The sequence below is a fragment of the Stakelama pacifica genome (genome assembly GCF_004361835.1).
In the GTDB taxonomy this organism is placed as follows: Bacteria; Pseudomonadota; Alphaproteobacteria; order Sphingomonadales; family Sphingomonadaceae; genus Sphingomonas; species Sphingomonas pacifica.
The window spans coordinates 25,394-52,280 of record NZ_SNWD01000017.1 but is presented as its reverse complement, the minus strand read 5'-3'; the positions used below and the strand labels follow the sequence as shown (position 1 = coordinate 52,280).

At 63.2% G+C, this 26,887-nt stretch carries 29 protein-coding genes and 1 tRNA gene; 14 read left to right on the top strand and 16 right to left on the bottom strand.

All coding sequences use genetic code 11. From position 1 onward, the window contains the following. The first annotated feature begins 34 nt into the window (after positions 1-34). The 7 genes from EV664_RS17345 (at position 35) to EV664_RS17315 (ending at position 5,942) form a co-directional block, all read left to right on the top strand. The gene (locus tag EV664_RS17345) at positions 35-451 is read left to right on the top strand and encodes a DUF411 domain-containing protein (protein WP_229668341.1); all 417 of its coding nucleotides are present in this window, start codon (positions 35-37) and stop codon (positions 449-451) included. 20 nt (positions 452-471) lie between these two features. Then, positions 472-741, top strand: a complete 270-nt coding sequence (locus EV664_RS17340; protein ID WP_133496980.1) for a hypothetical protein — start codon at positions 472-474, stop codon at positions 739-741. Positions 742-771: 30 nt separating this feature from the next. Beyond that, positions 772-3,090, top strand: coding sequence for a copper-transporting P-type ATPase (locus EV664_RS17335; protein WP_188656459.1), 2,319 nt, complete (start codon positions 772-774; stop codon positions 3,088-3,090). Further along, positions 3,087-4,436, top strand: coding sequence for an APC family permease (locus tag EV664_RS17330; RefSeq protein ID WP_133496978.1), 1,350 nt, complete (start codon positions 3,087-3,089; stop codon positions 4,434-4,436). Before EV664_RS17335 ends, EV664_RS17330 begins: the two co-directional genes overlap by 4 nt. Before the next feature lie 94 nt (positions 4,437-4,530). Beyond that, a complete protein-coding gene (locus EV664_RS17325; protein WP_188656458.1) occupies positions 4,531-4,881 on the top strand; it encodes a potassium channel family protein in 351 nt (116 codons plus the stop codon). Between the two features lie 3 nt (positions 4,882-4,884). Continuing rightward, complete coding sequence (locus EV664_RS17320; RefSeq protein ID WP_229668340.1) at positions 4,885-5,439, top strand: DUF305 domain-containing protein; 555 nt, start codon at positions 4,885-4,887, stop codon at positions 5,437-5,439. Beyond that, positions 5,436-5,942 carry a DUF6692 family protein gene (locus tag EV664_RS17315; protein ID WP_133496977.1) on the top strand — a complete coding sequence of 169 codons (507 nt, stop codon included), beginning with the start codon at positions 5,436-5,438 and terminating at the stop codon, positions 5,940-5,942. The genes EV664_RS17320 and EV664_RS17315 overlap by 4 nt, the downstream gene beginning before the upstream one ends. Before the next feature lie 17 nt (positions 5,943-5,959). Here the strand turns inward: EV664_RS17315 and EV664_RS17310 are convergent, their stop codons facing one another. The 4 genes from EV664_RS17310 to EV664_RS17290 form a co-directional block, all read right to left on the bottom strand. Next, on the bottom strand, positions 5,960-6,181 hold the full coding sequence (locus EV664_RS17310; protein ID WP_133496976.1) for a helix-turn-helix transcriptional regulator: 222 nt from the start codon (positions 6,179-6,181) through the stop codon (positions 5,960-5,962). Next, positions 6,178-6,396 carry a DUF2274 domain-containing protein gene (locus tag EV664_RS17305; RefSeq protein WP_133496975.1) on the bottom strand — a complete coding sequence of 73 codons (219 nt, stop codon included), beginning with the start codon at positions 6,394-6,396 and terminating at the stop codon, positions 6,178-6,180. Before EV664_RS17305 ends, EV664_RS17310 begins: the two co-directional genes overlap by 4 nt. 596 nt (positions 6,397-6,992) lie before the next feature. Next, positions 6,993-7,292, bottom strand: coding sequence for a DUF736 domain-containing protein (locus EV664_RS17295; protein ID WP_133496974.1), 300 nt, complete (start codon positions 7,290-7,292; stop codon positions 6,993-6,995). A 375-nt stretch (positions 7,293-7,667) separates the two neighbouring features. Further along, positions 7,668-8,312: a cation efflux transmembrane domain-containing protein gene (locus EV664_RS17290; protein ID WP_133497003.1), complete on the bottom strand. Its 645-nt coding sequence runs from the start codon at positions 8,310-8,312 to the stop codon at positions 7,668-7,670. Positions 8,313-8,380: 68 nt separating this feature from the next. On the opposite strand from EV664_RS17290, the gene EV664_RS17285 reads away from it, so the two are divergent. Both EV664_RS17285 and EV664_RS17280 read left to right on the top strand, forming a co-directional pair. Beyond that, a complete protein-coding gene (locus tag EV664_RS17285) occupies positions 8,381-8,797 on the top strand; it encodes a MerR family transcriptional regulator (protein WP_133496973.1) in 417 nt (138 codons plus the stop codon). Then, positions 8,794-9,123, top strand: coding sequence for a YnfA family protein (locus EV664_RS17280; RefSeq protein ID WP_133496972.1), 330 nt, complete (start codon positions 8,794-8,796; stop codon positions 9,121-9,123). Before EV664_RS17285 ends, EV664_RS17280 begins: the two co-directional genes overlap by 4 nt. Before the next feature lie 138 nt (positions 9,124-9,261). Here the strand turns inward: EV664_RS17280 and EV664_RS17275 are convergent, their stop codons facing one another. The 5 genes from EV664_RS17275 to dapB all read right to left on the bottom strand — a co-directional run bounded on the left by EV664_RS17275 (position 9,262) and on the right by dapB (position 13,963). After that, positions 9,262-11,286: a ParB/RepB/Spo0J family partition protein gene (locus tag EV664_RS17275; protein ID WP_133496971.1), complete on the bottom strand. Its 2,025-nt coding sequence runs from the start codon at positions 11,284-11,286 to the stop codon at positions 9,262-9,264. 538 nt (positions 11,287-11,824) lie between these two features. Then, positions 11,825-11,901 (bottom strand) — tRNA-Arg (locus EV664_RS17270). A 254-nt stretch (positions 11,902-12,155) separates the two neighbouring features. After that, the gene (locus EV664_RS17265) at positions 12,156-12,566 is read right to left on the bottom strand and encodes a DUF6491 family protein (protein ID WP_133496970.1); all 411 of its coding nucleotides are present in this window, start codon (positions 12,564-12,566) and stop codon (positions 12,156-12,158) included. A 3-nt stretch (positions 12,567-12,569) separates the two neighbouring features. Next, positions 12,570-13,238 (bottom strand): endonuclease III, encoded by a 669-nt coding sequence (nth, locus tag EV664_RS17260; protein ID WP_133496969.1) that lies wholly within the window; start codon positions 13,236-13,238, stop codon positions 12,570-12,572. Next, positions 13,235-13,963: a 4-hydroxy-tetrahydrodipicolinate reductase gene (dapB, locus tag EV664_RS17255; protein ID WP_133496968.1), complete on the bottom strand. Its 729-nt coding sequence runs from the start codon at positions 13,961-13,963 to the stop codon at positions 13,235-13,237. Before dapB ends, nth begins: the two co-directional genes overlap by 4 nt. 90 nt (positions 13,964-14,053) lie before the next feature. On the opposite strand from dapB, the gene EV664_RS17250 reads away from it, so the two are divergent. Continuing rightward, positions 14,054-14,752: an NAD-dependent deacylase gene (locus EV664_RS17250; RefSeq protein ID WP_133496967.1), complete on the top strand. Its 699-nt coding sequence runs from the start codon at positions 14,054-14,056 to the stop codon at positions 14,750-14,752. Positions 14,753-14,822: 70 nt separating this feature from the next. Here the strand turns inward: EV664_RS17250 and era are convergent, their stop codons facing one another. The 3 genes from era to lepB all read right to left on the bottom strand — a co-directional run bounded on the left by era (position 14,823) and on the right by lepB (position 17,358). Continuing rightward, positions 14,823-15,728 (bottom strand): GTPase Era, encoded by a 906-nt coding sequence (era, locus tag EV664_RS17245; protein ID WP_133496966.1) that lies wholly within the window; start codon positions 15,726-15,728, stop codon positions 14,823-14,825. Between the two features lie 98 nt (positions 15,729-15,826). Beyond that, the gene (gene rnc, locus EV664_RS17240) at positions 15,827-16,540 is read right to left on the bottom strand and encodes a ribonuclease III (protein WP_133496965.1); all 714 of its coding nucleotides are present in this window, start codon (positions 16,538-16,540) and stop codon (positions 15,827-15,829) included. After that, positions 16,495-17,358 (bottom strand): signal peptidase I, encoded by an 864-nt coding sequence (gene lepB, locus EV664_RS17235; protein WP_133496964.1) that lies wholly within the window; start codon positions 17,356-17,358, stop codon positions 16,495-16,497. Before lepB ends, rnc begins: the two co-directional genes overlap by 46 nt. 122 nt (positions 17,359-17,480) lie before the next feature. Between lepB and pgi the strand changes: the two genes are divergently transcribed. The 3 genes from pgi to EV664_RS17220 all read left to right on the top strand — a co-directional run bounded on the left by pgi (position 17,481) and on the right by EV664_RS17220 (position 21,314). Next, positions 17,481-18,977 (top strand): glucose-6-phosphate isomerase, encoded by a 1,497-nt coding sequence (gene pgi, locus EV664_RS17230; RefSeq protein WP_133496963.1) that lies wholly within the window; start codon positions 17,481-17,483, stop codon positions 18,975-18,977. A gap of 113 nt (positions 18,978-19,090) precedes the next feature. Continuing rightward, positions 19,091-20,440: a glutathione-disulfide reductase gene (gor, locus tag EV664_RS17225; protein WP_133496962.1), complete on the top strand. Its 1,350-nt coding sequence runs from the start codon at positions 19,091-19,093 to the stop codon at positions 20,438-20,440. A gap of 10 nt (positions 20,441-20,450) precedes the next feature. Further along, complete coding sequence (locus EV664_RS17220) at positions 20,451-21,314, top strand: hypothetical protein (RefSeq protein WP_133496961.1); 864 nt, start codon at positions 20,451-20,453, stop codon at positions 21,312-21,314. Between the two features lie 21 nt (positions 21,315-21,335). Here EV664_RS17220 and EV664_RS17215 read toward each other — a convergent pair whose 3' ends face one another. Next, complete coding sequence (locus tag EV664_RS17215; RefSeq protein ID WP_133496960.1) at positions 21,336-22,601, bottom strand: dicarboxylate/amino acid:cation symporter; 1,266 nt, start codon at positions 22,599-22,601, stop codon at positions 21,336-21,338. A gap of 70 nt (positions 22,602-22,671) precedes the next feature. Between EV664_RS17215 and glmM the strand changes: the two genes are divergently transcribed. Further along, positions 22,672-24,012, top strand: coding sequence for a phosphoglucosamine mutase (gene glmM / locus EV664_RS17210; RefSeq protein WP_133496959.1), 1,341 nt, complete (start codon positions 22,672-22,674; stop codon positions 24,010-24,012). A gap of 162 nt (positions 24,013-24,174) precedes the next feature. On the opposite strand, the gene ribA is transcribed toward glmM, so the two are convergent. The 3 genes from ribA to EV664_RS17195 form a co-directional block, all read right to left on the bottom strand. Beyond that, on the bottom strand, positions 24,175-25,236 hold the full coding sequence (gene ribA / locus EV664_RS17205) for a GTP cyclohydrolase II (RefSeq protein ID WP_133496958.1): 1,062 nt from the start codon (positions 25,234-25,236) through the stop codon (positions 24,175-24,177). After that, positions 25,233-26,030, bottom strand: coding sequence for an exodeoxyribonuclease III (locus EV664_RS17200; protein ID WP_133496957.1), 798 nt, complete (start codon positions 26,028-26,030; stop codon positions 25,233-25,235). The genes ribA and EV664_RS17200 overlap by 4 nt, the downstream gene beginning before the upstream one ends. 258 nt (positions 26,031-26,288) lie before the next feature. Further along, positions 26,289-26,879, bottom strand: coding sequence for a LolA family protein (locus EV664_RS17195; RefSeq protein WP_229668343.1), 591 nt, complete (start codon positions 26,877-26,879; stop codon positions 26,289-26,291). Between the last annotated feature and the right edge of the window lie 8 nt (positions 26,880-26,887).

Sequence of the window (26,887 nt, the reverse complement as noted above, 5' to 3'; positions counted from 1 at the left end):
CAAACGGTCGCTGCGAAAGACGCTCAGTATCGCAATGCTGCTCGCGCTCGCGGCCTGTTCCGGTGCCGCCCAGGCGGCAAGCTACACCATGCTGCGCGATCCCAGTTGCGGGTGCTGCGAAGCCTGGGCGACGCATGTCCGTGAGGGAATGAACGCCGAAATCGACGTGCGGGACAGCGCCGACATGGCCGCTGTCAAGGACCGCCACGGCGTGCCTGGCGACCTGCGCTCGTGCCATACCATGATCGTCGAGGGCTACGTCATCGAGGGCCACGTGCCCGCCGCCGACGTCGCGCGACTTCTAAGCGAGCGCCGCGAAGGCGTCGAAGGGCTGGCGGTTGCCGGAATGCCGGTGGGATCGCCGGGCATGGAAATGGGCGGACGCACCCAGCCCTATCAGGTGATTGCCTTCGGCAAGGCCGGACGCACGGTTTTCAGTAGCTACAATTGAATGAAACAAGGAGAATTCGTGTGAACAGGCTGATCGTTTTCGTCGCGGGCACTTTGCTCGCGGGGCCGGCTTGGGCCGGCGAAGCCCAGACCGACCAGGCTGCGCCGCCCGCGGAGACGCCACAGACTTGCGAGATGATGCATAACGGCACGAAAATGCAGGGCATGATGGTCAAGGGCGAGGACGGCAAGATGATTTGCCGGATGATGGATCAGCCGCACATGGATCATGGCGGAAGCCCGCAGGGCCAACCCGCTCACGACCAACACCCGCCGCAAGCGCCCAAATAGGGCCGAGAGATCCGAGAGAGTGCGCCGCCCATGATCACATTCAACTGTCCGATGCATCCCGAGATACGCCAGGAAGGTCCGGGAGAATGCCCTAAATGCGGCATGCATCTCGTTCCTGAGGGTGAAGCGGGTCAGTCCGGCAGTCACGGACACGCCAATTGCTCCGGTCACGCCGCCGAAGCCGCGCCGGATGACGGGCGCTATAACCACGTTCCGTCCGATTATGCGGGACCGGTCTATACCTGTCCGATGCATCCACAGGTGCGCCAGACCCATCCGGGTTCCTGTCCGATATGCGGCATGGGGCTCGAACTCGAAACCGCCGCGATGATGGAGGATGGCCCCAATCCGGAACTAATCGATTTCACCCGGCGGTTCTGGATTGGCGCAGTGCTGGCGCTGCCGCTCTTGGTACTGACCATGGGGCCGCTGGTCGGGCTCGGCGCGCTGCGCGAGGGATTGGGCGAGCGGACCGCAATGTGGATCGAATTCGCGCTCGGCGCGCCGGTCGTGCTGTGGTGCGGTTGGCCGTTCATGGTGCGCGGCTGGAATTCTTTCCGGACGCGAAACCTCAACATGTTCTCGCTCATCGCGATGGGCGTTGCAGCCGCTTATCTTTTCAGCGTCGTGGCAGTCCTCGCACCCGGCATCTTTCCGGCGGGCTTTCGCAGCGCCGAAGGCCATGTCGGCGTCTATTTCGAGGCTGCGGCGGTCATCGTCGTTCTGGTTCTGCTCGGCCAAGTCATGGAACTACGCGCGCGCGAAGGGACCGGCAAGGCGATCCGCGCCCTGCTGGACCTCGCGGCGAAATCGGCCACGCGGATCGGCGAAGACGGGCGCGAAGAAGAGGTCCCGCTGGAAGAGATCGCGGTCGGCGATCGCTTGCGCGTGCGCCCCGGCGACAAGGTGCCGGTCGATGGCGTGGTCGTCGATGGGCGGTCTTCGGTCGATGAAAGCATGATCACCGGTGAGCCCGTGCCGGTCGAGAAAACCGCCGGCGATACGCTCACTGGCGCAACGATCAACGGAACCGGAAGCCTCGTAATGGAGGCCAGGCGGGTCGGCGCTGACACCATGCTGGCGCAGATCGTCGACATGGTCGCCGCTGCCCAGCGGTCGCGCGCGCCGATCCAGAAATATGCCGACAAGGTCGCGGGCTGGTTCGTTCCGGCGGTGATGGGAGTTGCGGGCCTCGCCTTTATCGGCTGGGCCATGTTCGGTCCTTCGCCCGCGCTCGCCTATGCACTGGTCGCCGCCGTTTCCGTTCTTATCATCGCCTGCCCCTGCGCCCTCGGCTTGGCGACACCAATGTCGATCATGACCGCAACCGGGCGCGGCGCGCAGGCGGGCGTGCTGATCAAGAACGCCGAGGCGTTGGAACGCTTCGAGAAGATCGACACGCTGATCGTCGACAAAACCGGGACGCTGACCGAAGGCAAGCCCCGCCTGGTTGCAGTCATGGCCTCGGGCCCGGACGGCGAAGACGAGGTGCTGCGGCTCGCGGCCTCGCTTGAGCGCGGTTCGGAACACCCGCTTGCCGAGGCTATCGTGACCGGCGCGCAAGAGCGCGATTTGCCTCTCGCGGATGCGAGCGACTTCGAGGCTGTCACGGGCAAGGGTGTCAAAGGGACGGTCGATGGCCGGGCGGTAGCGCTCGGCAACAAGGTCCTGCTCGAAGACATGGGTCTCGCCGGCGGCGATCTGGTCGACAAGGCCAATGCGCGACGCGATCAGGGCGAGACCGTCATGTTCGTTGCGCTCGATGGCGAGCTCGCCGGACTCGTCAGCGTTGCCGATCCGGTGAAGAAGACCACGCCCGACGCTCTCAAGGCACTGCACGAACTGGGCTTGCGGATCATCATGGCTACGGGCGACAACGAACGTACTGCCAAGGCCGTTGCGGCCCGGCTCGGGATCGACGAAATCCGCGCCGACGTGCTGCCCGAAGACAAGGCGCGGATCATTCGCGAACTGCAGGGGCAAGGCGCAAAGGTTGCCATGGCGGGTGACGGCGTGAACGATGCTCCCGCGCTCGCTCAGGCCGATGTCGGGATCGCCATGGGGACTGGTGCAGACGTTGCCATCGAGAGTGCCGGAATCACCCTGGTAAAGGGCAACCTCGACGGGATCGTGCGCGCCCGGCGGCTGGCGCAGGCGACGATGGGGAACATCCGCCAGAACCTGTTCTTCGCGCTGATCTACAATGCCGCGGGTGTGCCGGTCGCGGCAGGCGTGCTTTACCCGGCGATGGGGCTGCTCATCAGTCCAATGTTCGCCGCCTTTGCGATGAGCTTGTCCTCGATCTCGGTAGTGCTGAACTCGCTCCGCCTGCGCACGGCGCGGCTGTGACCGGCGAACACGATCATTCCAGCGCCCACCGGGCGCATGAGGGCGCCGAGCAGCAAGGCAGCATCTCGCTGAGCGGTGCGGTCGCGATGGGGACCGGCGTCATGATCGGCGCCGGTATCTTTGCCCTGACAGGCCAGATCGCCGAACTCGCCGGCCCGCTATTCCCGCTTTCGTTTATCGCGGGCGCGTTTGTCACCGCGCTTGCCGCCTACAGCTACGTCAAGATGTCGGACGCCTGGCCTTCCTCGGGCGGCATCGCGATGATCCTGCAAAAGGCTTACGGCCCCGGTACCATCGCCGGCTCGGCTTCGGTGCTGATGGCGCTGTCGATGGTCATCAACGAAAGCCTGGTGGCTCGAACATTCGCGACCTACGCGCTGCGGCCGTTCGGCGAGGAGACCAACGGGCTGTTGCTTTCGGTTCTGGCCCTGGCCCTCATCGTGTTCGCCTATCTCGTAAACGCGGCTGGCAACCGCTCGGTGAGTACCGCGTCGCTCGTCATGTCCGCGATCAAGATCGGCGGCATCGCGATCTTCGCAATTGCTGCCCTGTGGGCCAGTGGCTTCAGCGGCGGCGCCTTTGGCGAGCCCGCAACGGGTTTCAAAGGCATGGGCTTTGTCGCCTCGATCGCCTTCTCGATCCTCGCCTTCAAGGGATTTACGACCATCACCAACAGTGGCGGCGAGATCGTCGACCCGCACCGCAATGTCGGACGCACGATCATGATCGCGATCGGCATCTGCGTGGTGACCTATCTCCTCGTCGCGGTGGCCGTCGGTTCCAGCCTCAGCATCGAACGGATCGTCGAGGCCCGCGATTATTCGCTGGCCGCGGCCGCCGAGCCGGCGCTCGGACCTGCGGGATTCTGGTTCACGGTGGTGATCGCGGTCACGGCCACGGCATCGGGCGTCGTGGCAAGCGTGTTCGCGGTCTCGCGCATGCTGACGATGCTGACCGAAATGAAGCTCATTCCGCACAGCCATTTCGGGATGAAGGGCAGCCTGCGCAGTCACCTCCTGGTCTACACCGTGGTCATGGCTGGAACGCTCGCGGTGCTCTTCGACCTGACCCGCATCGCCGCACTAGGGGCCTTCTTCTACCTGGTCATGGACATGCTGGTACATTGGGGTGTCTTCCGGCACCTGCGCCGCGATGTGGGGGCACGGGGGGCAATCCTGCTCGCGGCCATGGCTGCCGACGGCGTGGTCCTTGCCGCCTTTTCGTGGGTGAAGCTCAAGAGCGACCCGATGGTCGTGCTCTACGCGGCAATTGGCATCGTTCTGGTCTTTGCAGGTGAGCATTTCTTCTTGCGCCGCGGGGAACGGCGCGAGCGCGAAACAAGTTAGGAATGGAAGTCCACAGAAGGGAGATGGAGCCATACCGTCTGCGATAATCATCGGTATTGTATTGTTTCTTGCAGCCCTGTGGTTGCACCTTGGCATGATCGGCCTGGCGAGGCTGACCGTTCAGCCTCCCTCGATCGGTTCCCTGCGGCTCAGCCTTGCCTATCTCATCGTGCTCGCCAGCCACCTGCTCGTCACCGGTCTCTTTGCGATCGGCTTCGCCGGCGGCGCAGCGATCGGGATCGGGGGGTTCGACAAGGAGCCTGCGATGAGCGCGATGGACCTGTTCTATTTCTCGCTCATCAACATCACGACGCTCGGCCTCGGGGACATCTATCCCACCGGGCACCTGCGCGCGCTGGCGGGGATCGAATCCCTCACCGGTTTCCTGCTGATCAGCTGCACCGCGCAGTTCGTGTTCTCGACAATGAAGAAACAAAAGGAGTGATGCATGTCGGATAGCCAGCAACACCATCAGGGCGGGGGCAACTATTGGCGCTTCATGGCCATGATCGGCACCTCGACCGCGATCATGTTCGTGCTGATGTACGCCAACACCTTCAGCATCGATCACGTCTTCTGGAGCGAGACGCGCTTCTGGATGGCATTCGTGATGGGCGCGATGATGATGGTCGTCATGCTCCTTTTTATGTGGGGCATGTACAAGAACAAGACCAAGAACTGGATAATTCTCGGAGTGGCTGCGCTGGTGTTCGCGGTGGCGCTGTGGCTGGTGCGCAGCCAGACCACCGTGAACGACACCGAATATATGAAGGCGATGATCCCGCATCACTCGATTGCGATCATGACCAGCGAGCGAGCGCATCTGCGCGATCCGCGCGTCCGCGAGTTGGCCAAGGACATCATCGTCGCGCAGCGGCGCGAGATTGCCGAAATGAAATATCTTATCGCCGACATCGAAGCGAACGGAGTGCGCAGCACCGAGCGCCTGCCCGAAGAGCTCGCCCCCGTACCCGCCGCCCCGCAATCGGAGAACGCCCAATGACCCGCTCGCTCACTCCCCTTGCGCTCGGCACTGCCCTGCTGCTTGGTGCCTGCAACCAGAACACCGCGCCCGGTAACGATCGCGAGGCGCAGGTCGATCCGGCGCCGACCGCCGCTCCGACGGCGAGCGCCGCCGAAGCCCTCTCGGGGATAGCGACCGGCGCGATCCAGCCCGAGACCATGAACGAGGCCGATGTCGCCAGTCTCGGGGGTCTTGCCGGCAATTGCGTGATCCGCCTCACAGGAGTCGCCTATCCGTCCTTCTTCGAAGACCGTGCCAATGGCCTCGGCTATGTGAAGCTCAACGACAAACTCGTGCGGCTCGGTCGCGTCGCTGAGGGCCACTTCGCCGACGGCGACCTGCGCATCCGGCTGCGACCCGCCGCGGAGGATAAGAGCGACAACGGTCTCCCCGGTGCTGAAATGGTGATCGCACTGCCGGGCGCGAAAGATGAGCTGGGCTTTCGCGGTTATCGGGACTGCGCCGGGACGAAAACGTCCTGACGCGGTGCGCCGCGCGGTCAAAACCGACGCCGCTTTCCTTCGAACCCGTCCTTCACCTCGTCGGTCCAGGCGGTCACTTCGCGATCGCTCCAGCGCGAGGCGAATGGAGAGATCTTGTAGGGCGCCGGGAACTTTCCTTCCTGAAGCAGCCGATAGATCATCGACTTGCCCAATCCGACACGACGCTTCACTTCGTTGAGCCTAATCGGGCGATAAATAAGATGTTCGGCTTCGCTCACTTGCGGGCCGCCCGGCTACGCGCAAAGGTCCGATCGCTTTCAAGAAACCCCGCCAGCATTGCCGGGATGAGTTGGGCCACGGGTTCTTCGACACCGTAGGCCTTGGCATAGACAGCCGCGTAGTCCTGCAAGGCCGACTGGAGGTAGGGGGTGATCGTGATCGAAAGCTTTACGGGCGTACCGTCGGGCAGCTTGGCGAGCTTGAAATCGGCCATATCAGGTTCCTTGTAGGCGCCAGGGCGCGGGCATGAGATCGCGCGTCACCAGCACACGCACGGGCGCGCCGGGCCGGACCATTATGGTCGGCTGGATATCGAGGTTGCGGTCGATCCCAGTGGACCTTTACGGACCCGTCAAAACAGGGGCCTAGCGGAGCGGCGCGGTTTCGATCCGTCGATCGGTCCGAGCAGCAGATGCTCGTCACCAGGCAGTGCTTCACCGACAGCCACCGGTCGGCCGAGAGCATCTTCGCACAGGTGCATCAGGCTATCGGACACTGGAGCAATTATCTCGCAATTCTGGGAAGCAAGAATCGTGTAGAGACAGGGTTGGACAGATTGGCCTGTGTCACGCGCATTGCGCCAGCACCGTGCTGCATCGACCAGCGATGAACGATGCGAGGCATCGTCGAGGCTTGGCGGCGGGAAGTGGCGGGTCATCGATCTGTCCTTTCTGCGCTTTCCCCTCATACCGCTTATTGCGATCCACTCGCAAGTATCAGCGGTCGATGGCGATCACCGCAAGATGAAAGCCGATCGATCCATCCCATGACCGATGCGCCCCGCCCGTTCGGGCGGGGCGCTGGTGGCCGTCAGCGCGACCAGATGAGGGCGTATTCGCCGACGGTGTCAGTCTCGGACAGCGTGGCATAGACGGGAGCCGGAAAGCTCGGATCGTCCAGCTTGACCGAGATATAGTCGCGGCCTTCGCGACTGGTCTTCTTCCAGGCGGCGCCGATGTCGAGATCGCCGGCGCTGACGCGGAAGTCCGGGGATTTCTCACCGTCCTTGTCGACGGGGCGGAGAATTGCCTGGGTGTTGAGGGTGAGCGTCCTGACGGTGCCGCCCAGTTCGCCATTGTCGTTGGCGGTGAAGGTGCCGATGGTAGCCATGTCGTGGTTCCTTTCGTGTTGCTCGGACCGCGCCCATCGCGGCCTCGATGGCGGTTGAAAGGACCGGAGCGATCGGCGGCGCATCCCAAAGGGACCGCAGCGAAGCGGAGGATGGTGGCAAGCCGCTTTTTTGTTTCGCGATGCAAAGCTGACAGGCGGCGGAAAAAAGCGGCGCACCCGCCATTGCGGCATAGCCGATCGGGCGAAGCCGTCTCCGGTCAGACCAGCCATGAGAGAGGCGGTGTGAGTTTGGTCCTGACGGCAGGGAACAGAGATGACAGACACGCGGTCGGAATCGCTACGCTACAGGCGCAGGTGTTTCGGCGCCTGTCGAACGGAACGCTCTCCATACCACACAAGGGCAAATTGAGCGCCTCAGGTGGCCGCGCGTGCCCTACTTCCCGAAAGTCCCCGCAATTCGGACCGCGCCTGCCGGACGATCTGCCATCCGCCACTGACACCAAGACTGGCGAGGATCATGGCAACGGCGATGTCAGGCCAAGCGGTACCCGTGCCGAACACGCCGAGCGCGGCGGCGACCACGGCCACATTGCCGATCGCGTCATTGCGCGAGCAGATCCATACCGACCTGCGGTTGGCGTCGCCGTCGCGGTGCCGCCACAGCATGATCGCGCAAGCAAGATTGGCGATGAACGCCAGCACGCCGATAATGCCCATCGTCTCCGCCTTTGGAAGCGTGCCGGCAAGCGCCATCCATACGGTGCTGCCGAGAATCCACAGGCCGAGCAGGAGCAGCGAGGCGCCCTTGAGCCATGCGGCCCGAGCGCGCCATTGCAGTGCCATGCCGGCAACGCCCAGACTGACCGCATAGTTGGCCGCATCCCCGAGAAAGTCGAGCGCGTCGGCCTTGAGCGATGCCGAATGCGCTGCGAGGCCCGCCATCATCTCGACGCCGAACATACCGGCATTGATGGCCAGCACGATCCACAGCACCCGCCGCCATGCCTTGTCCTTGGTCGGTACGGTCGTTTCGCAACCGCCGCAGCATCCGCCTGCCATATCCGTCACCTCGATTCTGTCGATGCGACGGCCTATATGCACCCTGTAGGAACTACAGGGTCAAGGGCATGGCGTTCACGATCGGCGAACTGGGCAAGGCGACGGGGACCAAGGTCGAGACGATCCGCTATTATGAGCGGATCGGATTGCTTGCGAAGCCCGAACGGACTTCGGGCAATTATCGCTCCTATGGTAAGGCGGAACTGGGCCGGCTCTCATTCATCCGCCGCGCGCGCGATCTCGGCTTCCCGCTCCACCAGGTGCGGGCGCTGCTGTCGCTATCGGACGATCGGACACGCGACTGCGCCACGGTCGATGCGCTGGCCCGCGATCACCTTGCTGAGGTCGAGCGCAAGATCGTCGATCTGACTGCGCTTCGGAGCGAGCTGTCCGCATTGCTCGACTCCTGTGAGGGCGGCACGGTCGGGGATTGCCGGATCATCGAGGCGCTTGCACCGCCTGCCACTTCAGGAGAGACCCTGTGAACCTCACACCGTTCGCCTATCTCGGCGCAGCCTTGGCCGAGATCGCAGGTTGCTTCTCCTTCTGGGCATGGCTGCGGCTCGGCAGATCACCTTTTTGGCTCGTCCCCGGGATGATCTCGCTCGCCCTGTTCGCGTGGCTGTTGACCCTGGTGGACAGCGATGCGGCGGGACGCACCTATGCTGCCTATGGCGGCGTCTATATTGCGGCCTCGCTGGGCTGGCTGTGGGCGATTGAAGGGCTGCGTCCTGATCGATGGGATATTACCGGTGCCTCGATCTGTCTTGTTGGAGCGGCCATTATCCTGCTTGGTCCCCGTTCGATTTGAACTGCCGAGCCGGGTAAATTCTCAGCGGCGTCGATCCGACGCATAACAATACGGCCGCGCCCCATCTGGCGCGGCCGCAATTTTCAGCAGGCGGTGAATGGAAGCCGGGACCGCTTATGCGGCCCCAGCTTCATGCCGCTATTCGGCCGCAACGGCGTAGAAGTCCTCGCCGTCCTCTGCGTGCGCTTCGGAAACCTCCACGTCAGACGGCTGTTCAACTTCCGCCTCTGGCGTCCGCAGGATCGCTGGGAGCCATCCGGTCCCGGCCAGAAGCTGCTCGGCGGCCTGCGTCATGTCCTGCTTCTTCATGTCCGCGATCCGGCGCGCGGCGTCCTCCGACACGCCATCGCTCACGGCTTCAAGGATTTGCGCCTTGGTGACACGGCCAAGATAGCTGTCCACGGTGGGCGTCCAGTCCTTCGCCATGTCGAGCGACAGCGCGCTTGCCAGCCTGTCGGCGGTTTGCAGCGACCGGGGCTTGCGATCCCACGGCAGACGCAGCGCATTGACGGTGCAGGCCACGCAATACGCCAGCAGCGCCATCCGGTCCTCATCGTCCAGAGCGACGGTGAACGCCCACAGGGCCGCCACATCACGCGGCATCCGTTCGGCCCATGCCTCATGCGCGGCGTTTGCCTTCGCTGCCAGCGGCGTATCCTCGATCCCGTCCGCATGACTGCCACGCGGGGTTACGGTCGGACGAAACTCAAGGCAACCGGCCTCGGCATAGCTGTAGAACAGTTGCGAGGTCAGCGTGTGGGTGAGCGCGATCACCGCCATGTCGGGCCGCTCGCCAAGCGCGACGCGAAGGGCAAGCGTTCGGTGCGCGGACAAGTCGCGGGTCAAGGCATCGGAAATCGGCTTGCCGACTTCCTCGTCCTCATCCTCCATTTCCTGCACATCCTCATCACCTTCGGCCTGCTCATCCTCGACCGTCTCCGGGTCGATGGCTTCACCTTCGGGCTTCGGATCGGCCAGCGCCTCATCCTCGGCTCGAACGAAACCGCGCTCGATCCTGACCGTGCCATCATGGTTGAGCACCACGAACACGCCGCCATGCGCGATCAGTTCGACATCATAAGTATGACGCTTGTCGGAAATCGCGTCGATCTCCGCGTCCAGCGCCTCTACCTGCGCGGCCACGTCTTCGGGCATTTCGTCATAGCTATCGTAGCCCTCGACAAGCTGCTCATATTCGGCAGATGCCGCTTCCAACCGCTTCTCGTCCTCATCGGACAGGGCAACGGGTTCAGGATAGAAACGCCGCATGCCGTGGGCATGGGGAAAGTCGATATGCGCCTCGGCCCATTTCCAACCCTCAGCCTGCACTTCGACGGCAATTTCGCGCAGCTTCTCGATGGCAAGCATGTCGAGCAAACCCGCATCCTCGAAATAGCCGCCGCCTTCATCGGCGAATAGGTCGCGGATGATCGTGCCGCCCGCTTCCTCATAGGCTGCTTCGCCCACGAGGATCGCCCGGCGATCATGACCGGGAACATTGGCGGCGGTCAGATCGCGCCGGATAATCCACGGCTCGCGGTTATGATACAGGCTCTCGAACACCTGTTCCTGCCGTTCATGGTCCTCGGTAATGGCAAAGGCCATCAGCTGGTCCAGCGTCAGCCCATCCTCACGATACACCTGCAACAGTTTGGGACTGACAGCGCCAAGGCGAAGCCGCTGCTTCACCACATGGGCGGACACGCCGAACCTCGCCCCGATCTCTTGTGCGCCCCAGCCTTTGGTTTCGGAAAGCTCGCGGAACCGCTCGAACTGATCGGCGGGGTGCATGGAGGTGCGAGTTACGTTCTCGTCCAGACTGATTTCGGACGGGTCGTTTTCGGTATCGAGCCAGCAGCGCACCAGATCCGATTTCTTCATCTTCCGGCGCTTGGCACACGACAGCATCGCCTGCCTGCGGCCTTCGCCAGCGGTGACGAAATAGGAGCCGGTCGGCGTCCCGTCCTCCTTCACTTCGGGTTCCACGACAAGGTTCTGGATCAGTCCCTTGTGCGCGATGGATGCGGCCAGTGCCTCGATGGCGCTTTCCCCATGCGGCACCTTGCGCGCATTGCGCGGGGACTTCTTGAGCTTGTTCAAAGGCACTAAGATCTCGACGCCCGACACAGGCTCGGCAGCGGTGGTTTCGATAACAGCGTTCATCGCACTTCTCCTTCAGCACACACTCACCCCGGAATGGGGCGGGCGGTGAAAGAGCGAACCGAAGGCCCGCCGGCAGAGCCGGAGCGCACCCGCAGGGCCGGAACGATAGAGGAGGTAAGCGCGAAAGCGCGTTGTGCCCCGGCGCGGCGGGCCTAGAGGGAAGCGCCGCCCACCCCACCGACGGGGAGAGCCACAAACACACGCGATCGGGACGGCGAACTCCCTGGCCCGATCTCCGCAATTACGGAAAGACGCAAATCCGCCGATGCGGATTTACCCATCGGCGCGGAGGGCCGAGCGGGGCGTTGCGGGGTGCCCCCGCTCGAAGGGGTAGCGGGAGACCTATGGGCTCCCGGTCAGGGGAAGGCTTTCCCCTCACACTCAATTTCGTGTGGTGAGAAAGGACCGGATCGTTTCTGGCGGAAATCGAAGGGCTTATGGAGTTGGAAACACCAAAGCTGGTGAGTTTTCGGTTTAGCGGGAGAACTGACGGGAGAGGTGGAAATCCTCTCAACCTACTGATTTTCTTGGAGAGTTTTGGCGCACCCAAGAGGATTCGAACCTCTGGCCTCTGCCTTCGGAGGGCAGCGCTCTATCCAGCTGAGCTATGGGTGCGTAAGGCGTAAAAGCCGTAAGATTTGCGCCGAAAAACGTCAATCCATGATCAAATTCGGCTGTCCGATCACGGTGAGATTTTGGTGAGTTTTTTCGTCCTTCCTTTCTTCTGCCTTCCTAAACCCGCGCAAATCCGGTATAAAATCGTTGCTCTCGCGTCGGACGTAAGCCTTCGGAGGGCAGCGCTCTATCCAGCTGAGCTACGGGTGCGTGGGAAGGGCGCTTAGCATTCCATTTCGGATCGCGCCAGTGCTTTACCGCTTGGCAAGCTTCACTTCCTGAAACTCGCCGAGCTGGCACGTCGCACCGCGGCCGGGCGGGCTGGCGTAGAGGACGGTGATCGTATCGACCGAGCAGAGCTGGCCGATCTGCGTCTGATACAGGAATCGCTTTTCGAACCCGAGCTGGCCGCAGGCATAAGGCAGGCGGTTGCGATACACTTTGCCGCCGTTCATCTCAAAATCGATCACGCTGTCATTGCGCACATCTGTATCGCGAATCCGGCTGGTCTGGATACAGCTGACCGGCTTCCCCACCGGCGTGGCGGCGGGCACATTCGCGGCGGCGCGCTGTTCGTCGAGCGCGCGCTGTTCGGGCGTTGCTGCGCAGCCGGCGAGCGTGGCGAGTGCGCCGGTGGCGATCAGGATCGAAGAAATGCGGTGCATGGCTCACGTCTCCCGTGGTGATTCGCCCTTTTGCCGGGGCGCGGGTGTCTTGTCCCTGAACGCGCAAAGGTCCGATACGATGCACCGCCAGCATTCGGGCTTGCGCGCCTTGCACACATAGCGGCCGTGCAGGATAAGCCAGTGATGCGCGTGCAGGCGAAAGGGCTGCGGCGTGGCCTTGTCGAGCTTTTTCTCGACCGTCAGCACTGTCTTGCCGGGGGCAAGACCGGTGCGGTTGCCGACGCGAAAGATATGCGTGTCGACCGCGAAGGTCTCGTGCCCGAACGCGGTGTTGAGCACGACATTCGCCGTTTTGCGCCCGACCCCGGGAAGTGCCTCCAGCGCCTCGCGATCCTCGGGCACCTTGCTGTCGTGATGCGCGATCAGCGCTTCGGAAAGCGCGATGACGTTCTTTGCCTTGGAATTGAACAGGCCGATCGTCTTGATATGCTCTTTGAGGCCCGCTTCGCCCAGCGCGACCATCTTTTCGGGGCTGTCGACTTCGGCGAAAAGCGCGCGGGTGGCGCGGTTCACGCCCGCATCGGTCGCCTGTGCCGATAGCACCACCGCGACGAGCAGCGTGTAATCATTGACCGATTCCAGCTCGGTTTCGGGGTGCGGATTTTCCTCGGCCAGTCGGGCGTAAAATTCGATGACGTCGGCTTTCTTCACATCCCCAGCACCTGATTCATCGTGTAGCGACCCGGCACACGATCATGCAGCCACAACGCCGCACGAACCGCGCCGCGCGCGAAGATCGCCCGGTCCTCGGCACGGTGGGTAAGCTCGATCCGCTCGCCCTCTCCGGCAAACACCACCATATGATCGCCCGCGACGGTACCGCCGCGCAGCGCCGAAAAGCCGATCGTGCCGGTTTCGCGCGCGCCGGTATGACCATCGCGGCCCGACACGCGGACGGCATCGAGCGAATCTCCATGCCCCTTTGCCGCTGCCTCGCCCAGCATCAGCGCGGTGCCCGAAGGCGCGTCGACCTTCATCCGATGGTGCATCTCGGCGATTTCGACGTCCCAGTCCTTGCCAAGCGCCGCCGCTGCTTTTTCCACCAGCGCGCAGAGCATGACGACGCCGAGCGAGGTATTGCCGGTTTGCAGGACCGCGATACGTTTCGCCGCCGCATCGATCCGCGCATGGTCGTCCGCCGAAAGCCCGGTGGTGCCGATAACGATCGCGCACCCCTTCGCCTCGGCCGCGTCCAGATTGGCGGAGAGCGCCGCCGGAGCGGTAAAATCGACGAGCACATCGCAGCGTTCGGCAAGCGTCATCGCATCGCCGCTGGCATCCACGCCGCCCGCATGGCTTGCGTCGCTCTCCGCGATCGCAGCGGCGATGGCGCGGCCCATCCGCCCTTCGCTCCCCAAAATGCCGATGCGCGTCATGGCTTTCTCCCTCATCACCGCCCTTGTTGCAGAATTGCCGTGGCGCTTACAGGCCTTCCGCTCGGCTTTTCCAGCGTTATGCTGTGCGCCATGACTGTTCGGAACATCGTCATCCTGACCGGTGCGGGTATCTCGGCCGAAAGCGGCGTTGCGACCTTTCGCGGCCCCGGCGGGCTGTGGGAAGGGCATCGTGTCGAGGATGTCTGCACGCCTGAGGCGCTGGCGCGCGATCCGGAAACGGTGCACCGCTTTTACGACCTGCGGCGCGAGGCGCTCGCCGGGGTGGAGCCCAATGCCGCGCATCACGCGCTGGCGCGGCTCGACCGCGAATGGCCGGGCGAATTGCTGATCGTGACGCAGAATGTCGATGATCTGCACGAGCGGGCAGGGGCGGCGCGCATGCTGCACATGCATGGCGAATTGTTATCGGCATTGTGCACCGGATGCGGTGCGCGCAACGAATGGCGGGGACCGCTTCCGCCGGGGAGCGAATGCCCGCGCTGCGGCGCCGCGGCGCTGCGCCCCGATATCGTCTTCTTTGGCGAGATTCCGCGAAAGATGGAGCGGATCGAGGCGGCGCTGTCCGGGTGCGACCTGTTCGTTTCGATCGGCACGTCGGGCGCGGTCTATCCGGCGGCGGGGTTTGTCCAGCTTGCCCGCCATTATGGCGCAGAGACGCTCGAACTCAATCTGGAGGCTAGCGAGGGCAGCCTGTTGTTCGACGACAGCCGGATGGGACCCGCAGGGACGCTGGTTCCGGCATGGGTCGAAGAAATGCTGGGCGGGTAAGCTTTGTCATCGCGAGGCGCGAAGTGACGTTGCGCTGCTCGCGATGACGTAAGTCGAGGTCGACCGGCGCCTACTTCACCCAGTCGAGGCCGATTTCGCGATACAGATCGCGATCCTCTTCCCAGTTCGGGCGAACCTTTACGTGCAGATAAAGATGCACGCGAACGCCCATCAACTCCTGCAGCTCGGCGCGCGCCTTTGCACCGATTTCCTTGATCCGGCTGCCGCCCTTGCCCAGCACGATGGCGCGCTGCGTATCGCGTTCGACCAGAATCTGCTGGTGAATCTCGATCGACCCGTCCTCGCGCTCGGTATAGCGTTCGGTTTCGATCGCGCTCGCATAGGGCAATTCGGCATGCAGCTGATGATATAGCTGTTCGCGGGTTACCTCGGCCGCAATCATGCGATCGGTGGCATCGGACACCTGATCTTCGGGGAAATGCCAGGGCCCCTCGGGCATCCGCGCGGCAAGCGCTGCCTTCAGTTCGGGCACGCCATCACCCGTCTGGGCCGAGACGAAATAGGTTTCCTCGAACGCCAGCGCTTCGTTGAGCGCGGCGGCATGGTCGAGCAGCTTCGGTTTGTCGGCGATATCGACCTTGTTGAAGATAGCGATTTTCGGTTCGCGCCGGTTTTTCAGCGTTTCGACCAGCGCCATCACCTTGGGGCCAAGCCCGCGCCGCCCGTCGATCACCAGCGCGATGGCATCGGCGCCGTCCGCGCCCTCCCATGCAGCGGCAACCATCGCGCGGTCGAGCCGTCGGCGGGGATCGAAAATGCCCGGCGTATCGACGAGCAGAAGCTGCGTATCGCCTTCCATCGCAATGCCCATCAGGCGCGCGCGCGTCGTCTGCGCCTTGGGACTGACGATCGCGACCTTTTGCCCCACCATCGCATTCACCAGCGTGGATTTGCCCGCATTGGGGGCACCGACCACGGCGACAAGGCCGCATTTATTCTGTTCGTGTCCAGTCATTCCGGCTTTCAATATCATTCGGTACGCCGTTACGCGAACGGCGCGTCATGCGGTTTATACTCGGATCGCAAGCGGCTGTCGAAGCGGTGAGTTGCAGCTTAATCCTGCAACTGTTCCAGCAGTGCCTTGGCCGCGGCGGTTTCGGCTTCCTGCTTGGATGCGCCTTCGCCGCTTGCCTCGGCGAGCTTCGGGATAGCCACCTTTACAGTGAAGCGCGGGGCGTGCTGCGGGCCGCTGCGGTCGACGACCTCATATTCGGGGGTGCGGCGATTATGTGCGGCTGCCCATTCCTGAAGCGCGGATTTGGGATGTTGCGGTGCACGGGTCTGGCTATCGATGCGGTTCGCCCATGCCTTGCGCACAAAGGCGCGCGCCTTGTCCGCCCCGGCATCGAGATACAGCGCGCCGAGCAGCGCCTCCATCACATCACCCAGCACATTGTCGCTTTGCGCCGCGCCATCCTCACGCGCCTGTTTGCCGAGGCGAAGATGCGGCACCACACCGATCTCGCGCGCGACATCGGCGCAGACCGCGCCCGCGACCAGCGCGTTCAGCCGTTTGGAGAGCGAACCCTCCGCCTCGTCGGGAAAGCGCTCATAGAGCCAGCTCGCAATCACCAGCCCGAGTACCCGGTCGCCCAGAAATTCGAGCCGCTCATAATTGGCCGCCGCCTGACTGCCATGCGTCAGCGCGCGGGCATAGGGTTCGATATCGCGGGGGCTATGATCGAAGGTTTTGCCGAGCCAGTCGGCAAGGCGATCAGAACTCAAAAGCCTTCCCCGATCCGGTCCCAGCGGGCGGCGGTGAACCATGTCCAGGGCAGGACCCAGCTGGCGCTGCCGTCGGTCGACCAGAAATTGACCACTGCCTTGCCCTCAAGATTCTTGATCGGGACATAGCCGATGCCGCCACCCGCCATTTGCGGGAACCGGCTGTCCTCCGAATTGTCGCGATTATCGCCCATCAGGAAGACATGGTCCGCAGGCACTTTGAACACCTGCGTGTCGTCGGCGATCGTCTGGCCCAGATCGAGGACATTATAGCTTTTGCCGTTCGGCAGCGTCTCACGATATTGCGGATAGCGGCAGATTGCCGTCCCGTCCTCCGCCGTGTCCTGAAAGGCCGGTTCGCAATGGGTGTTGGGCGAAACGGGCTCGACGAAATCGGCGATGCGCTGCTTCGGGACTGCTTTGCCGTTCAGGAACAACTGGCCGCCGCGCATCTGCACCGTATCGCCGGGCAGGCCGATGACTCGCTTGATCCAGTCCTGATTGTTCGTCGGCGGCGCTTTGAACACCACCACATCGCCGCGCGTCGGATTGCTCGCAAAGATGCGTCCGGGAATCAGCGGCAGGTTGAACGGCAGCGAATATTTGGAATAGCCGTAATTCCATTTGGTGATGAACAGATAATCGCCGACCAGCAGCCGGGGCAGCATGGATTCGGACGGAATCACAAAAGGCGAAATCAGGAAGCTGCGGATGATGAACACCGCCAGCGCGAGCTTCAGCAGAAAGGACAGGGTTTCGCGAACTTCCGAACTGCCCTCCGGCTTTTTATCGGGGGCCTTGCCGGGCTTTGCACCGATGGGCTTTCCGGCCTGTTCGTCCTCAGTCGCGCTGTCGTTCATGCGGCCATCCTGTGCGGCGGGTAAGGGGTTGCGTCAAGCCGTGCCTTGGCGCTGGCGAACACGCTTTGGGCAAGCTAGGGACGTTTTCGAAACCCGCCTTGGGACAATAATGGAGCGAAATCATGGCAGCACGTGACTGGACCGCAATCCGATCCCTCGACCCCCGTCCGCTCAGCGATTTGTTCGCCGCCGATCCGGGACGCGTCTCGCTCCTCAGCCTCGATGTGGCAGGGATTCATTTCGACTGGTCGAAGACGCACCTCACCAGCAACGCACTCGATGCATTCGTGAAGCTGGCGGGCGAGGCGGGGCTTGCCGAGAAGCGCGATGCCATGTTCGCGGGCGAAGCGATTAACGTGACCGAGGGCCGCGCGGTCGAACATACCGCGCAGCGCGGTGAGGGCGCGCCCGAAAGCGTCGAGGAGGCGCGGAACTTCCATGCCCGTATGCGCGCGCTGATCGACGCGATCGAAGCGGATGCGCTGGGCCCTATCCGCCACATCCTGCATGTCGGGATCGGCGGGTCGGCGCTTGGCCCCGATCTGATCGTCGATGCGCTTGGCCGCGATTCGGATCGCTATGACGTTGCCATCGTCTCGAATGTGGACGGTTCGGCGCTCGAAGAGGCGATCGAGGATTTCGATCCGCAGGCGACCTTGCTCGTCATCGCATCGAAAACCTTCACCACCACCGAAACCATGCTCAATGCCCAAAGCGCGGTGCAGTGGATGAGCGAAGGCGGTGTCGAGGACCCCTATGGCAAGGTGATCGCGCTCACCGCCTCGCCCGACAAGGCGGTCGAATGGGGCGTCGACGAAACGCGTATCCTGCCGTTCAACGAAAGCGTCGGCGGGCGCTATTCGCTCTGGTCGTCGATCGGCTTTCCGGCGGCGCTCGGGCTTGGCTGGGACGTGTTCGAGGAATTGCTGGAAGGCGCGGCCGAAATGGACCGGCATTTCCGCTTCACGGATCTCAACGCCAATGCGCCGGTGCTCGCCGCCTTTGCCGACCTGTTCTATACGCAGGCGCGCGGCTGCGAGACGCGCGCCGTTTTCGCCTATGACGAGCGGCTGCGCCTGCTGCCCAGCTATCTCCAGCAGCTTGAGATGGAATCGAACGGCAAGCGCGTGACGAGCGAAGGCGAGCCGGTCGATTATCCGACCGCGCCGATCACCTGGGGCGGAGTCGGCACCGACGGCCAGCACGCGGTGTTCCAGCTGCTGCATCAGGGCACGCATATCGTGCCGGTCGAATTCCTCGCCGTGATCGAACCGGGCGATGTGCTCGACCCCAACCATCATCGTCAGTTGCTGCTCAATGCCTTTGCGCAAGGGGCGGCGCTGATGAAGGGGCGCGAAAATGAAGATGGGGCGCGCGCCTATCCGGGCAATCGTCCGTCCTCGACGCTGCTGCTCGACACGCTCGATGCCCGCACGCTGGGCGCGCTGATCGCGTTCTACGAACACCGCACTTTTGTCAGCGGCGTCCTGCTCGGCATCAACAGCTTCGACCAGTTCGGGGTCGAGCTGGGCAAGGAGATGGCCAAGGCAGCGGACAAGGGCGGGCTTGAATTCGACGCGTCCACGACCGACCTCATCAAGCGGGCGTTCGGGGAATAATCTGAGCAATATACGCCCGTTCGGGCTGAGCCTGTCGAAGCCCGGTACTTCTTTTTCGCTTTCTGAAGAAAAAACGGCGCTTCGACAGGCTCAGCGCCAACGGAGAATATGGGATGCCTTCCTTTGACTATGACCTGTTCGTCATCGGTGCCGGATCGGGCGGCGTGCGCGCCGCACGCGTGTCGGCGGCGCATGGCGCGAAGGTGGGAATCGCGGAAGAGCATCGGGTGGGGGGCACCTGTGTCATTCGCGGCTGTGTGCCCAAAAAGCTGCTCGTATACGGCGCGCATTTCGCTGAGGATCTGCGCGATGCGATCCGTTTCGGCTGGAAGGTCCCGGAAAAGTGCGAGTTCGACTGGCATTGCCTGCGCGACAATGTGCTGGCCGAGGTCGACCGGCTGAACGGTGCGTACACCGACACGCTGGGCAGTCACGGGGTGGAGATAGTCCATCAGCGCGCGACGATCAGCGGTGCGAATGAAGTGACGCTGGCTGACGGGCAGAAGGTGACGGCCGGGCGCATCCTGATCGCCACGGGCGCACGGCCGCATGTTCCCGATTTTCCGGGTAACGAGCATGGCATTACCTCGAACGAGGTGTTTCATCTCGACACGCTGCCCAAACGAATCCTGATCGCTGGCGGGGGCTATATCGCCAACGAGTTCGCCGGCATCTTCAACGAATTCGGAAGTCAGGTCACGCTGATCAACCGCACCGATGTCATCCTGCGCGGCTATGACCATTCGGTGCGCGATCGCCTGCTCCAGATTTCGACGATGAAGGGGATCGAATTCCGTTTTCACGCCGAGTTTCGCAGTATCACCAAGCAGGAAGACGGGTCGCTTCGGGTCGAGATGACCGAACATGAAGCGATTGAGGTCGACTGCGTTCTCTTCGCCACGGGCCGCGTTCCCAATACTGAGGGGCTTGGCTGCGACGCGGCCGGCGTCGAACTGGACGGCAAGGGCGCGGTGCGGGTGGATGAGACCAGCCAGTCCTCGGTCCCGTCGATTTACGCGGTGGGCGATGTCACCAACCGGGTGCAGCTTACCCCGGTCGCGATCCGCGAGGGACAGGCCTTTGCCGACAGCGTGTTCGGGAACAAGCCGACGACCGTCGATTATGGCTGTATCCCCAGCGCGGTGTTCAGCCACCCGCCGATCGCCTCGGTCGGCATGACCGAGAGCGAGGCGAAGCAGAAGCTGGGATCGGTCAAAATCTATACCAGCGACTTTCGCGCGATGAAGAATGTACTGGCCCAGCGCAACGAGCGCGCGCTCTACAAGATGGTGTGCGACGGTGACACCGACAGGGTCGTCGGGCTGCATATGATCGGCCCGGATTCGCCGGAAATCCTTCAGGCGGCGGCAGTGGCGGTAAAGGCCGGGCTGACCAAGGCCGATTTCGATGCGACCGTCGCGCTGCACCCCAGCATGGCCGAAGAGCTGGTGCTGCTGAAATAGGGACTTTGAAATGCTCCAGTCGCTCGCCGTCCTTGCCGCGCTGAGTGTGCCGCTTGCTCCAGCTCATCCTGCGACGCCCGATGCTGCCCCGCAGGCGGGAGACGTATTTGCGCTGGAAAAAGAGCTTCGAACTGAAACCTCGGACAGCAGCGGTTCCACGGGAAGTTCCTTCGACCGAGATACCCTTACTGAACGAGTGATCGCCACTCGCCCCAATGGGATGGTGCTCGAATATGACATCGCAAATGCCGCCTCAGAAACTCGGGATAGCAACTGGCAATTCCCCGTCCGCGTACTGCAAGCGCAGGACGGTTCTATCCGGCATCTGAACAGGGATGAAGTTGCAGCCCGAGTCGACCCTTGGCTCAAAAAGGCCGGATTCAGCCGACAGGATTGCGGCAAATGGATATTCACTTGGAACGCGTTTCAAATTCAGTGCGATCCGGATCTGGCGCTAGAGACCGTCAAGCAGTTTCGTCTTCCCATCGCGCTCACTGCGGGTGAACCCTTTCAACACCCGATGGCACTGAAGCCTTCGCCACTAGACTATATTGCAGGCGAAAAGGCCGCCTCGACTTATCGCGCTACGCTCACGATCAATCCTGACGCCGTAAAGCGGCAGGAGGCTGAAACCGATGTCGAAGTAGCCAGATTAAGTGGGAAAACGCTGACATTGGACGAAGCACAATCGGCCCATGCCAAAGAGAAAATCTCAGGCACAATAACGGTGATCTTCCGTGTCGACGCAAACGGCGGGATTAGCTCCCGCGAAACCACGACGAAGGTGGCTATCGAAGCGCCAGACGGAACGGTAAAGAATAGAATCGCTACGGAAACACTCACCAAATCGCTCGCAAAACGGGACGCAATCTGACCGTAAGCGTAAGATGCTGCACTAGCCGCCGTGGTCGAGCAGCGCGTCCGCTTCGGTCATCTCGCCGCCGACCCGCCGTGCGATGACCGTGGTGACGGCTACGTCCATCGTCACATTGCCGATCGTGCGGACGAGATCGGGCATGGTCTCCACCGCGACGAGCAGCGCGAGCGGTTCGATCGGCACGCCCATCGCGATGGCGATCGGCGCGATCGAGCTCACGAAACTGATCTGACCCGGCAGACTGACCGCGCCCATGGTGGTGATCGCCGCTGCTGCGATTCCCGCCGCATATTGGCTTGGGCCAAGCGAAATGCCGAACACATGCGCGACATAGACCGCAACGGCGATATTCATGCAGGGTCCGGTGAAGCGGAAAATCGCGACCGCCATGGGCAGCACCACGCCGCTGGTCGAAACCGGCAGGCCGACCCGCTCCACCCCGCGCAGCATGGCAGGCAAGGAGGCGAGCGAGGACTGGGTCGAGATGGCGACCGCCTGGGACGGAGCCGTGGCGCGGGTGAAGCGCGCCAGCGGCACCCGCCCGCCGATCAGGGCGAGCGGATAAGCCAGTAGCGAGATGACCGCGCCGACCCCCGCAACGATCAGGATATAGTGGAACAGCGCGCCGACCGCCGCTGTGCCCGCCCGTGCGCCGACGACATAGGCAAGCGCCACGACGCCGATCGGCGCCAGCCACAATACCCAGTTAATGACGACCAGCATCGCATCGGCGACCGCCTGAAAGAAGTTCAGCAGCGTGTCGCGCTGTTCAGGACGCAACCGGGTGACCGCAAACGCAAAGGCGGTGGTAAAGACGATCAGCGGCAGGAACTGATCCTCGACCGCCGATGCAAGCACGTTGGTGGGGATCATCCCGTTCAGGAAATCGCCGAAGCCCGGCACATCGCCAACTCCCTGCGCACCCGAAAAGGCGCTGCGCAGCGCGGCGGCGGCGTCGCCTGCCAGCGGAACCCAGTCGAGCGCCAGCGAAGCGAACAGCGCGCCCAATGCCGAGGAGGTCCAGAGCAATGCGATGAACAGCAGGATCGACCGCGTCGCCAGCGTGCTCGCCCGCGCCGCCGCTGCCGTCTGGCCGATCCCGGTGACGAGCAGCGCGACGACCAGCGGCACGATCGTCATGCGCAGGCCGTTCAGCCATGCGGTGCCGATCGGCTGGACCCATGGAATCGCTGCCTGTGCCCGATCGGGCGCCAGCGCAGCGGCACCCACGCCGATGGCGAGGCCAATGATTAGCGAAAGGAGGATACGGGTTGCCTGTGACATGCTCGCTCTTTGTACTTTCGCGCGCTATCACACGCCCGGAACCGAACTTACAGTTACTATGGGCTTTGCGATGACAAGGAAATATTTCGGCACCGACGGTATTCGCGGTGCGACCAACCTCCATCCGATGACCGCGCAAATGGCGATGAAGGTCGGCATGGCGGCGGGTGCGCATTTCCGCCGGGGCGATCACCGCCACCGCGTCGTCATCGGAAAGGATACGCGGCTTTCGGGCTATATGCTCGAAAATGCGCTGGTCGCGGGCTTCACCTCGATGGGCATGGACGTGACACTGGTTGGGCCGATGCCGACGCCCGCCGTTGCGCTGCTCACCCAGTCGATGCGCGCCGATCTGGGCGTGATGATTTCCGCCAGCCACAATCCCTTTGCCGATAACGGGATCAAGCTGTTCGGGCCGGACGGGTATAAGCTCTCCGACGCTGATGAGCTTGCCATCGAAGCGCTGATCGATGCCGAGCCCGTTCTGTCCGCCGCGGCCGATATCGGCCGCGCGCGCCGGGTGGAGGATGCGCGCGGCCGCTATATCCACGCCGCGAAAATGACCTTTCCCGCCGATCTGACGCTTGAGGGGCTAAAGATCGTCGTCGATTGCGCGAACGGCGCTGCCTATCAGGTCGCGCCGACGGCGCTGTGGGAATTAGGGGCGGAGGTGATTCCGCTCGGCGTGTCGCCGAACGGCAAGAACATCAACGACCTTTGCGGCTCCACCGCGCCACAGGCGATGTGCGAGACCGTGGTGGCGCACGGTGCGCATATCGGTATTGCGCTTGATGGCGATGCCGACCGGCTGATCGTCGCTGATGAGACCGGGCGGGTGATCGACGGCGACCAGCTGATGGCGCTGATCGCCGAGGGCTGGTCGAAGAGCGGGCGGCTGGGCAAGGCGGCGCTGGTCGCGACGGTGATGTCCAATCTTGGACTGGAGCGGCATCTGGGCGCGCTGGGGGTCGAGCTGATCCGCACCAAGGTGGGCGACCGCTATGTGCTGGAGGCGATGCGCGCGGGCGGGCATAAGGTCGGCGGCGAGCAATCGGGCCATATCATCCTGTCGGACTATGCCACGACGGGCGACGGGCTGGTCGCGGCGCTTCAGGTGCTGGCCGAGCTGGTGCGCGCAGGTGCCCCGGCGAGCCAGGTGCTCCACCGCTTCGATCCCGTGCCGCAATTGCTCAAAAATGTCCGCTTTGCGGGCGGAAAGCCGCTTGAGGCGGATAGCGTAAAGGCGGTGATCGCCGATGCGGAGGCGGAGCTCAACGGCACGGGCCGTCTCGTCATCCGTCCCTCAGGCACCGAACCGGTAATCCGCGTGATGGCAGAAGGCGACGATGCGCGTCAGGTCGAAACGCTGGTCGATCGCATCTGCGACGCGGTGAAGGCTGCCGCGGGGTGACCCCGCCCGGTACGGACCATCGTCATGCCGGACTGGTTCCGGCATCTACGTTGCCGCGCCCTCGCTGCGCAAAGAGTGCGAGGAACCGTGGACCCCGGAACAGGTCCGAGGTGACGTGATGGCAGGCGCGGGCGCTGTCGTGCGTCCCGGTGGGCATCGGCTCTAAAGCTGGTGCCCGGTTCGGTCGCGCTTGGTGGCGAGATAGCGCTCGTTATACGGATTGGGCGGCAGTTGATGCGCGATCCGTTCGACCACATCGACGCCCTGCGCGCGCAGCGTATCGACCTTCGCCGGGTTGTTGGTGAGCAGGCGGATTCGCCGCTGTCCGATCAGCTCCAGCATCCGCGCGGCAATGCCGAAATCGCGCGCATCGATCGCAAAGCCGAGGCGGGTATTGGCATCCACCGTGTCGAACCCCTGATCCTGCAGCGAATAGGCACGCAATTTGTTGATCAGGCCGATGCCGCGCCCCTCCTGACGCAGATAGAGGAGGATTCCCCATCCTGCGTCCGACATGGCATGGATCGCGGCATGAAGCTGCGGTCCGCAATCGCATTTCAGGCTGCCGAGCACATCGCCGGTCAGGCATTCGCTGTGCAGCCGGACGAGCGGCGGATTGCCGTCGGGCTGACCGATGATCAGCGCGACATGTTCATCGCCGCCGGGCCCGCGAAAGGCGATGATCTCCGAATCTTCGGCAGCGGAAACGGGCAGGCGCGCGCGCGCGGCGATGCGCAGATTGGCGGGCGCTTCCAGCGCGGTCAGATCGTCGGGCGTGAAATCCGGCTTCCCGCCCGGCAGCACGAAGAATGCGGGGAGCAGCCCGGCTACCCGCGCCAGCTGCAACAGCGTGGCGGCAAGGTCCGGCTCGGTCACCGGCTCGGCGCGAAACGGTCCTTTCAGCGGGGTTTGCAGGTCGAGCCGGGGATTGGCCAGCGCAGTCGCCAGATCGAAATCGAGCCAAAGCGCGCGTGCAATCTGCACTGGCCCGTCGGGGGTCGCGGCAGCGGCCTGATTGGTGAGTTTCAGCGTCGCGGCGCGTCCCGCCGACAGCAGCAGCGACGCCCCTCCGTCGGGATCGAACGCCTGCAGGCCCCCGGCATCGCCGGTTTCGACGGCGTAAGCGCTCAGCGCGGCATCGCCTGAGCCGATCGTGACCGGCCAGCCGCGGCGCAGCGAGTCGACGGCACGCGCCGCAGCGCGCGGATCGGGCGCTGCGCTCATAGCGCGAACTCGGTCAGGATCGGGATATGGTCGGAGGGTTTCAGCCAGCTTCGGCACGCCTCGAACACCTTATGGCTGCGTGCATGCGGAGCGAGCGCCGGGCTTGCCCACATATGGTCGAGCCGCCGCCCGCGATCGCCGACCGTCCAGTCCTTCGCGCGATAGCTCCACCAGGTATAAAGCCGTTCGGGCGCGGGCACGAAATGGCGGCCCAGATCGACCCAGTCATTCGCCGCTTTCAGCCGATCCAGCGTCTCCACCTCAATCGGCGTGTGGCTAACGACCTTCAGCAATTGTTTGTGGCTCCACACATCGCTTTCGAGCGGCGCAACGTTGAAATCGCCGACCAGCAGCACCTTTTCGTCGCCCAGATCCTTCGACCATTCGGTCATCCGGTCGAGGAAATCGAGCTTTTGCCCGAATTTCGGATTCTCGTCGCGATCGGGAATGTCGCCGCCGGCGGGGACATAGACATTTTCGAGCCGCAGCCCGTTTTCAAGCCGCACGCCGACATGCCGCGCCTCGCCATTCGCCTGCCAGTCGAGCCGGTCATCCTCGTAAAGCGGCACCTTGCTGAGGATCGCCACGCCATGATGCATCCGCTGCCCGTGGAGCACGATATGCGTATAGCCCAGCGCCTCGAACGCAGCGCGGGGGAAGGAGCCGTCGATGACCTTCGTTTCCTGAAGGCACAGAATATCGGGCTGCTCCTCGCGCAGGAAGCGCTCGACAATCTCGATACGGAAGCGGACGGAATTGATATTCCACGAAACAATGCTGAGGCGCTCGGTCATGCCCACGCGATGTAGTCATCAACCGCGGCTTGCGCCAGCCGGAGTTGTATCGCGCATAAACGCAAAGGCCCCCGTTCCGGGGGCATGGAACGGGGGCCACCTGGCGTTCGTCACGCAGGCAGGAGAGGAAGCAGGACCAGGCAACAGGGGGAAAAATCCCGGTCAGCCCCAACTCCGCGATTCATCGTCTACGCCAGTGAACCTGTCCTCAAAATGAACGGGGACGGAAAGAAATGCTATTTGTCGGTCGCGAACTGCTTATTTCCGCGGATCGTTGAAGCGGAAAGAATTGTTCGGGATCTTCACGTTGAATTTCTGGTCGTTCAGCCGAACCGTCGTTCGATTATTCTGCGAATCGACCGCGACCCAGCCCTGCAGCATCAGCCCTCCGGGAGCAGACGCCTGACGCGCGAAGATCAGCGTGATCCGGCCATATTCGGGATGTTTGGGGTCATAGGCCTCGACCGACAGGATGCGCGGATCAGCGCTCGGCACGATCTTCGCATATTTCGACGCGTCGCGATTGGGATCGAGCAGGATCGACAGCGGCGAATCCTTTACCGGCCAGCGCGACACCTGCTTCACCGAATAATCGATAAAATAGAGCGACCTGCCGTCGCCGACGACGAGGATCGGGACGCCCTTTTCATATTGGAAGCGAATCTTGCCCGGCTTTTCCAGCGTCAGCTTGCCGGTCAGCACTTTTCCTGCGCGATCGGTCTGGGTGAAATCGGCGGTCATCGTGTTGACCTTTGCCAGATGGTCCTGAACCGCCTTCAGTTCATCGGACGCGGGCGCCGCGATGGCGGGCACGGCAAGCGGCAGGGCGGTGCCGGCAGCGATCGCCATGGGCGCGA

What these genes read in the sequence shown, in the direction of transcription:
- EV664_RS17345 (WP_229668341.1), top strand. Translation starts at nt 35, where the DNA reads ATGCTGCTCGCGCTCGCGGCCTGTTCCGGTGCCGCCCAGGCGGCAAGC.
- EV664_RS17335 (WP_188656459.1), top strand. Translation starts at nt 772, where the DNA reads ATGATCACATTCAACTGTCCGATGCATCCCGAGATACGCCAGGAAGGT.
- EV664_RS17325 (WP_188656458.1), top strand. Translation starts at nt 4,531, where the DNA reads ATGATCGGCCTGGCGAGGCTGACCGTTCAGCCTCCCTCGATCGGTTCC.
- EV664_RS17320 (WP_229668340.1), top strand. Translation starts at nt 4,885, where the DNA reads ATGTCGGATAGCCAGCAACACCATCAGGGCGGGGGCAACTATTGGCGC.
- EV664_RS17315 (WP_133496977.1), top strand. Translation starts at nt 5,436, where the DNA reads ATGACCCGCTCGCTCACTCCCCTTGCGCTCGGCACTGCCCTGCTGCTT.
- EV664_RS17305 (WP_133496975.1), bottom strand. Translation starts at nt 6,396, where the DNA reads ATGGCCGATTTCAAGCTCGCCAAGCTGCCCGACGGTACGCCCGTAAAG.
- EV664_RS17295 (WP_133496974.1), bottom strand. Translation starts at nt 7,292, where the DNA reads ATGGCTACCATCGGCACCTTCACCGCCAACGACAATGGCGAACTGGGC.
- EV664_RS17290 (WP_133497003.1), bottom strand. Translation starts at nt 8,312, where the DNA reads ATGGCAGGCGGATGCTGCGGCGGTTGCGAAACGACCGTACCGACCAAG.
- EV664_RS17285 (WP_133496973.1), top strand. Translation starts at nt 8,381, where the DNA reads ATGGCGTTCACGATCGGCGAACTGGGCAAGGCGACGGGGACCAAGGTC.
- EV664_RS17275 (WP_133496971.1), bottom strand. Translation starts at nt 11,286, where the DNA reads ATGAACGCTGTTATCGAAACCACCGCTGCCGAGCCTGTGTCGGGCGTC.
- EV664_RS17265 (WP_133496970.1), bottom strand. Translation starts at nt 12,566, where the DNA reads ATGCACCGCATTTCTTCGATCCTGATCGCCACCGGCGCACTCGCCACG.
- dapB (WP_133496968.1), bottom strand. Translation starts at nt 13,963, where the DNA reads ATGACGCGCATCGGCATTTTGGGGAGCGAAGGGCGGATGGGCCGCGCC.
- EV664_RS17250 (WP_133496967.1), top strand. Translation starts at nt 14,054, where the DNA reads ATGACTGTTCGGAACATCGTCATCCTGACCGGTGCGGGTATCTCGGCC.
- era (WP_133496966.1), bottom strand. Translation starts at nt 15,728, where the DNA reads ATGACTGGACACGAACAGAATAAATGCGGCCTTGTCGCCGTGGTCGGT.
- rnc (WP_133496965.1), bottom strand. Translation starts at nt 16,540, where the DNA reads ATGGTTCACCGCCGCCCGCTGGGACCGGATCGGGGAAGGCTTTTGAGT.
- lepB (WP_133496964.1), bottom strand. Translation starts at nt 17,358, where the DNA reads ATGAACGACAGCGCGACTGAGGACGAACAGGCCGGAAAGCCCATCGGT.
- pgi (WP_133496963.1), top strand. Translation starts at nt 17,481, where the DNA reads ATGGCAGCACGTGACTGGACCGCAATCCGATCCCTCGACCCCCGTCCG.
- gor (WP_133496962.1), top strand. Translation starts at nt 19,091, where the DNA reads ATGCCTTCCTTTGACTATGACCTGTTCGTCATCGGTGCCGGATCGGGC.
- EV664_RS17220 (WP_133496961.1), top strand. Translation starts at nt 20,451, where the DNA reads ATGCTCCAGTCGCTCGCCGTCCTTGCCGCGCTGAGTGTGCCGCTTGCT.
- EV664_RS17215 (WP_133496960.1), bottom strand. Translation starts at nt 22,601, where the DNA reads ATGTCACAGGCAACCCGTATCCTCCTTTCGCTAATCATTGGCCTCGCC.
- glmM (WP_133496959.1), top strand. Translation starts at nt 22,672, where the DNA reads ATGACAAGGAAATATTTCGGCACCGACGGTATTCGCGGTGCGACCAAC.
- ribA (WP_133496958.1), bottom strand. Translation starts at nt 25,236, where the DNA reads ATGAGCGCAGCGCCCGATCCGCGCGCTGCGGCGCGTGCCGTCGACTCG.
- EV664_RS17200 (WP_133496957.1), bottom strand. Translation starts at nt 26,030, where the DNA reads ATGACCGAGCGCCTCAGCATTGTTTCGTGGAATATCAATTCCGTCCGC.
- EV664_RS17195 (WP_229668343.1), bottom strand. Translation starts at nt 26,879, where the DNA reads ATGGCGATCGCTGCCGGCACCGCCCTGCCGCTTGCCGTGCCCGCCATC.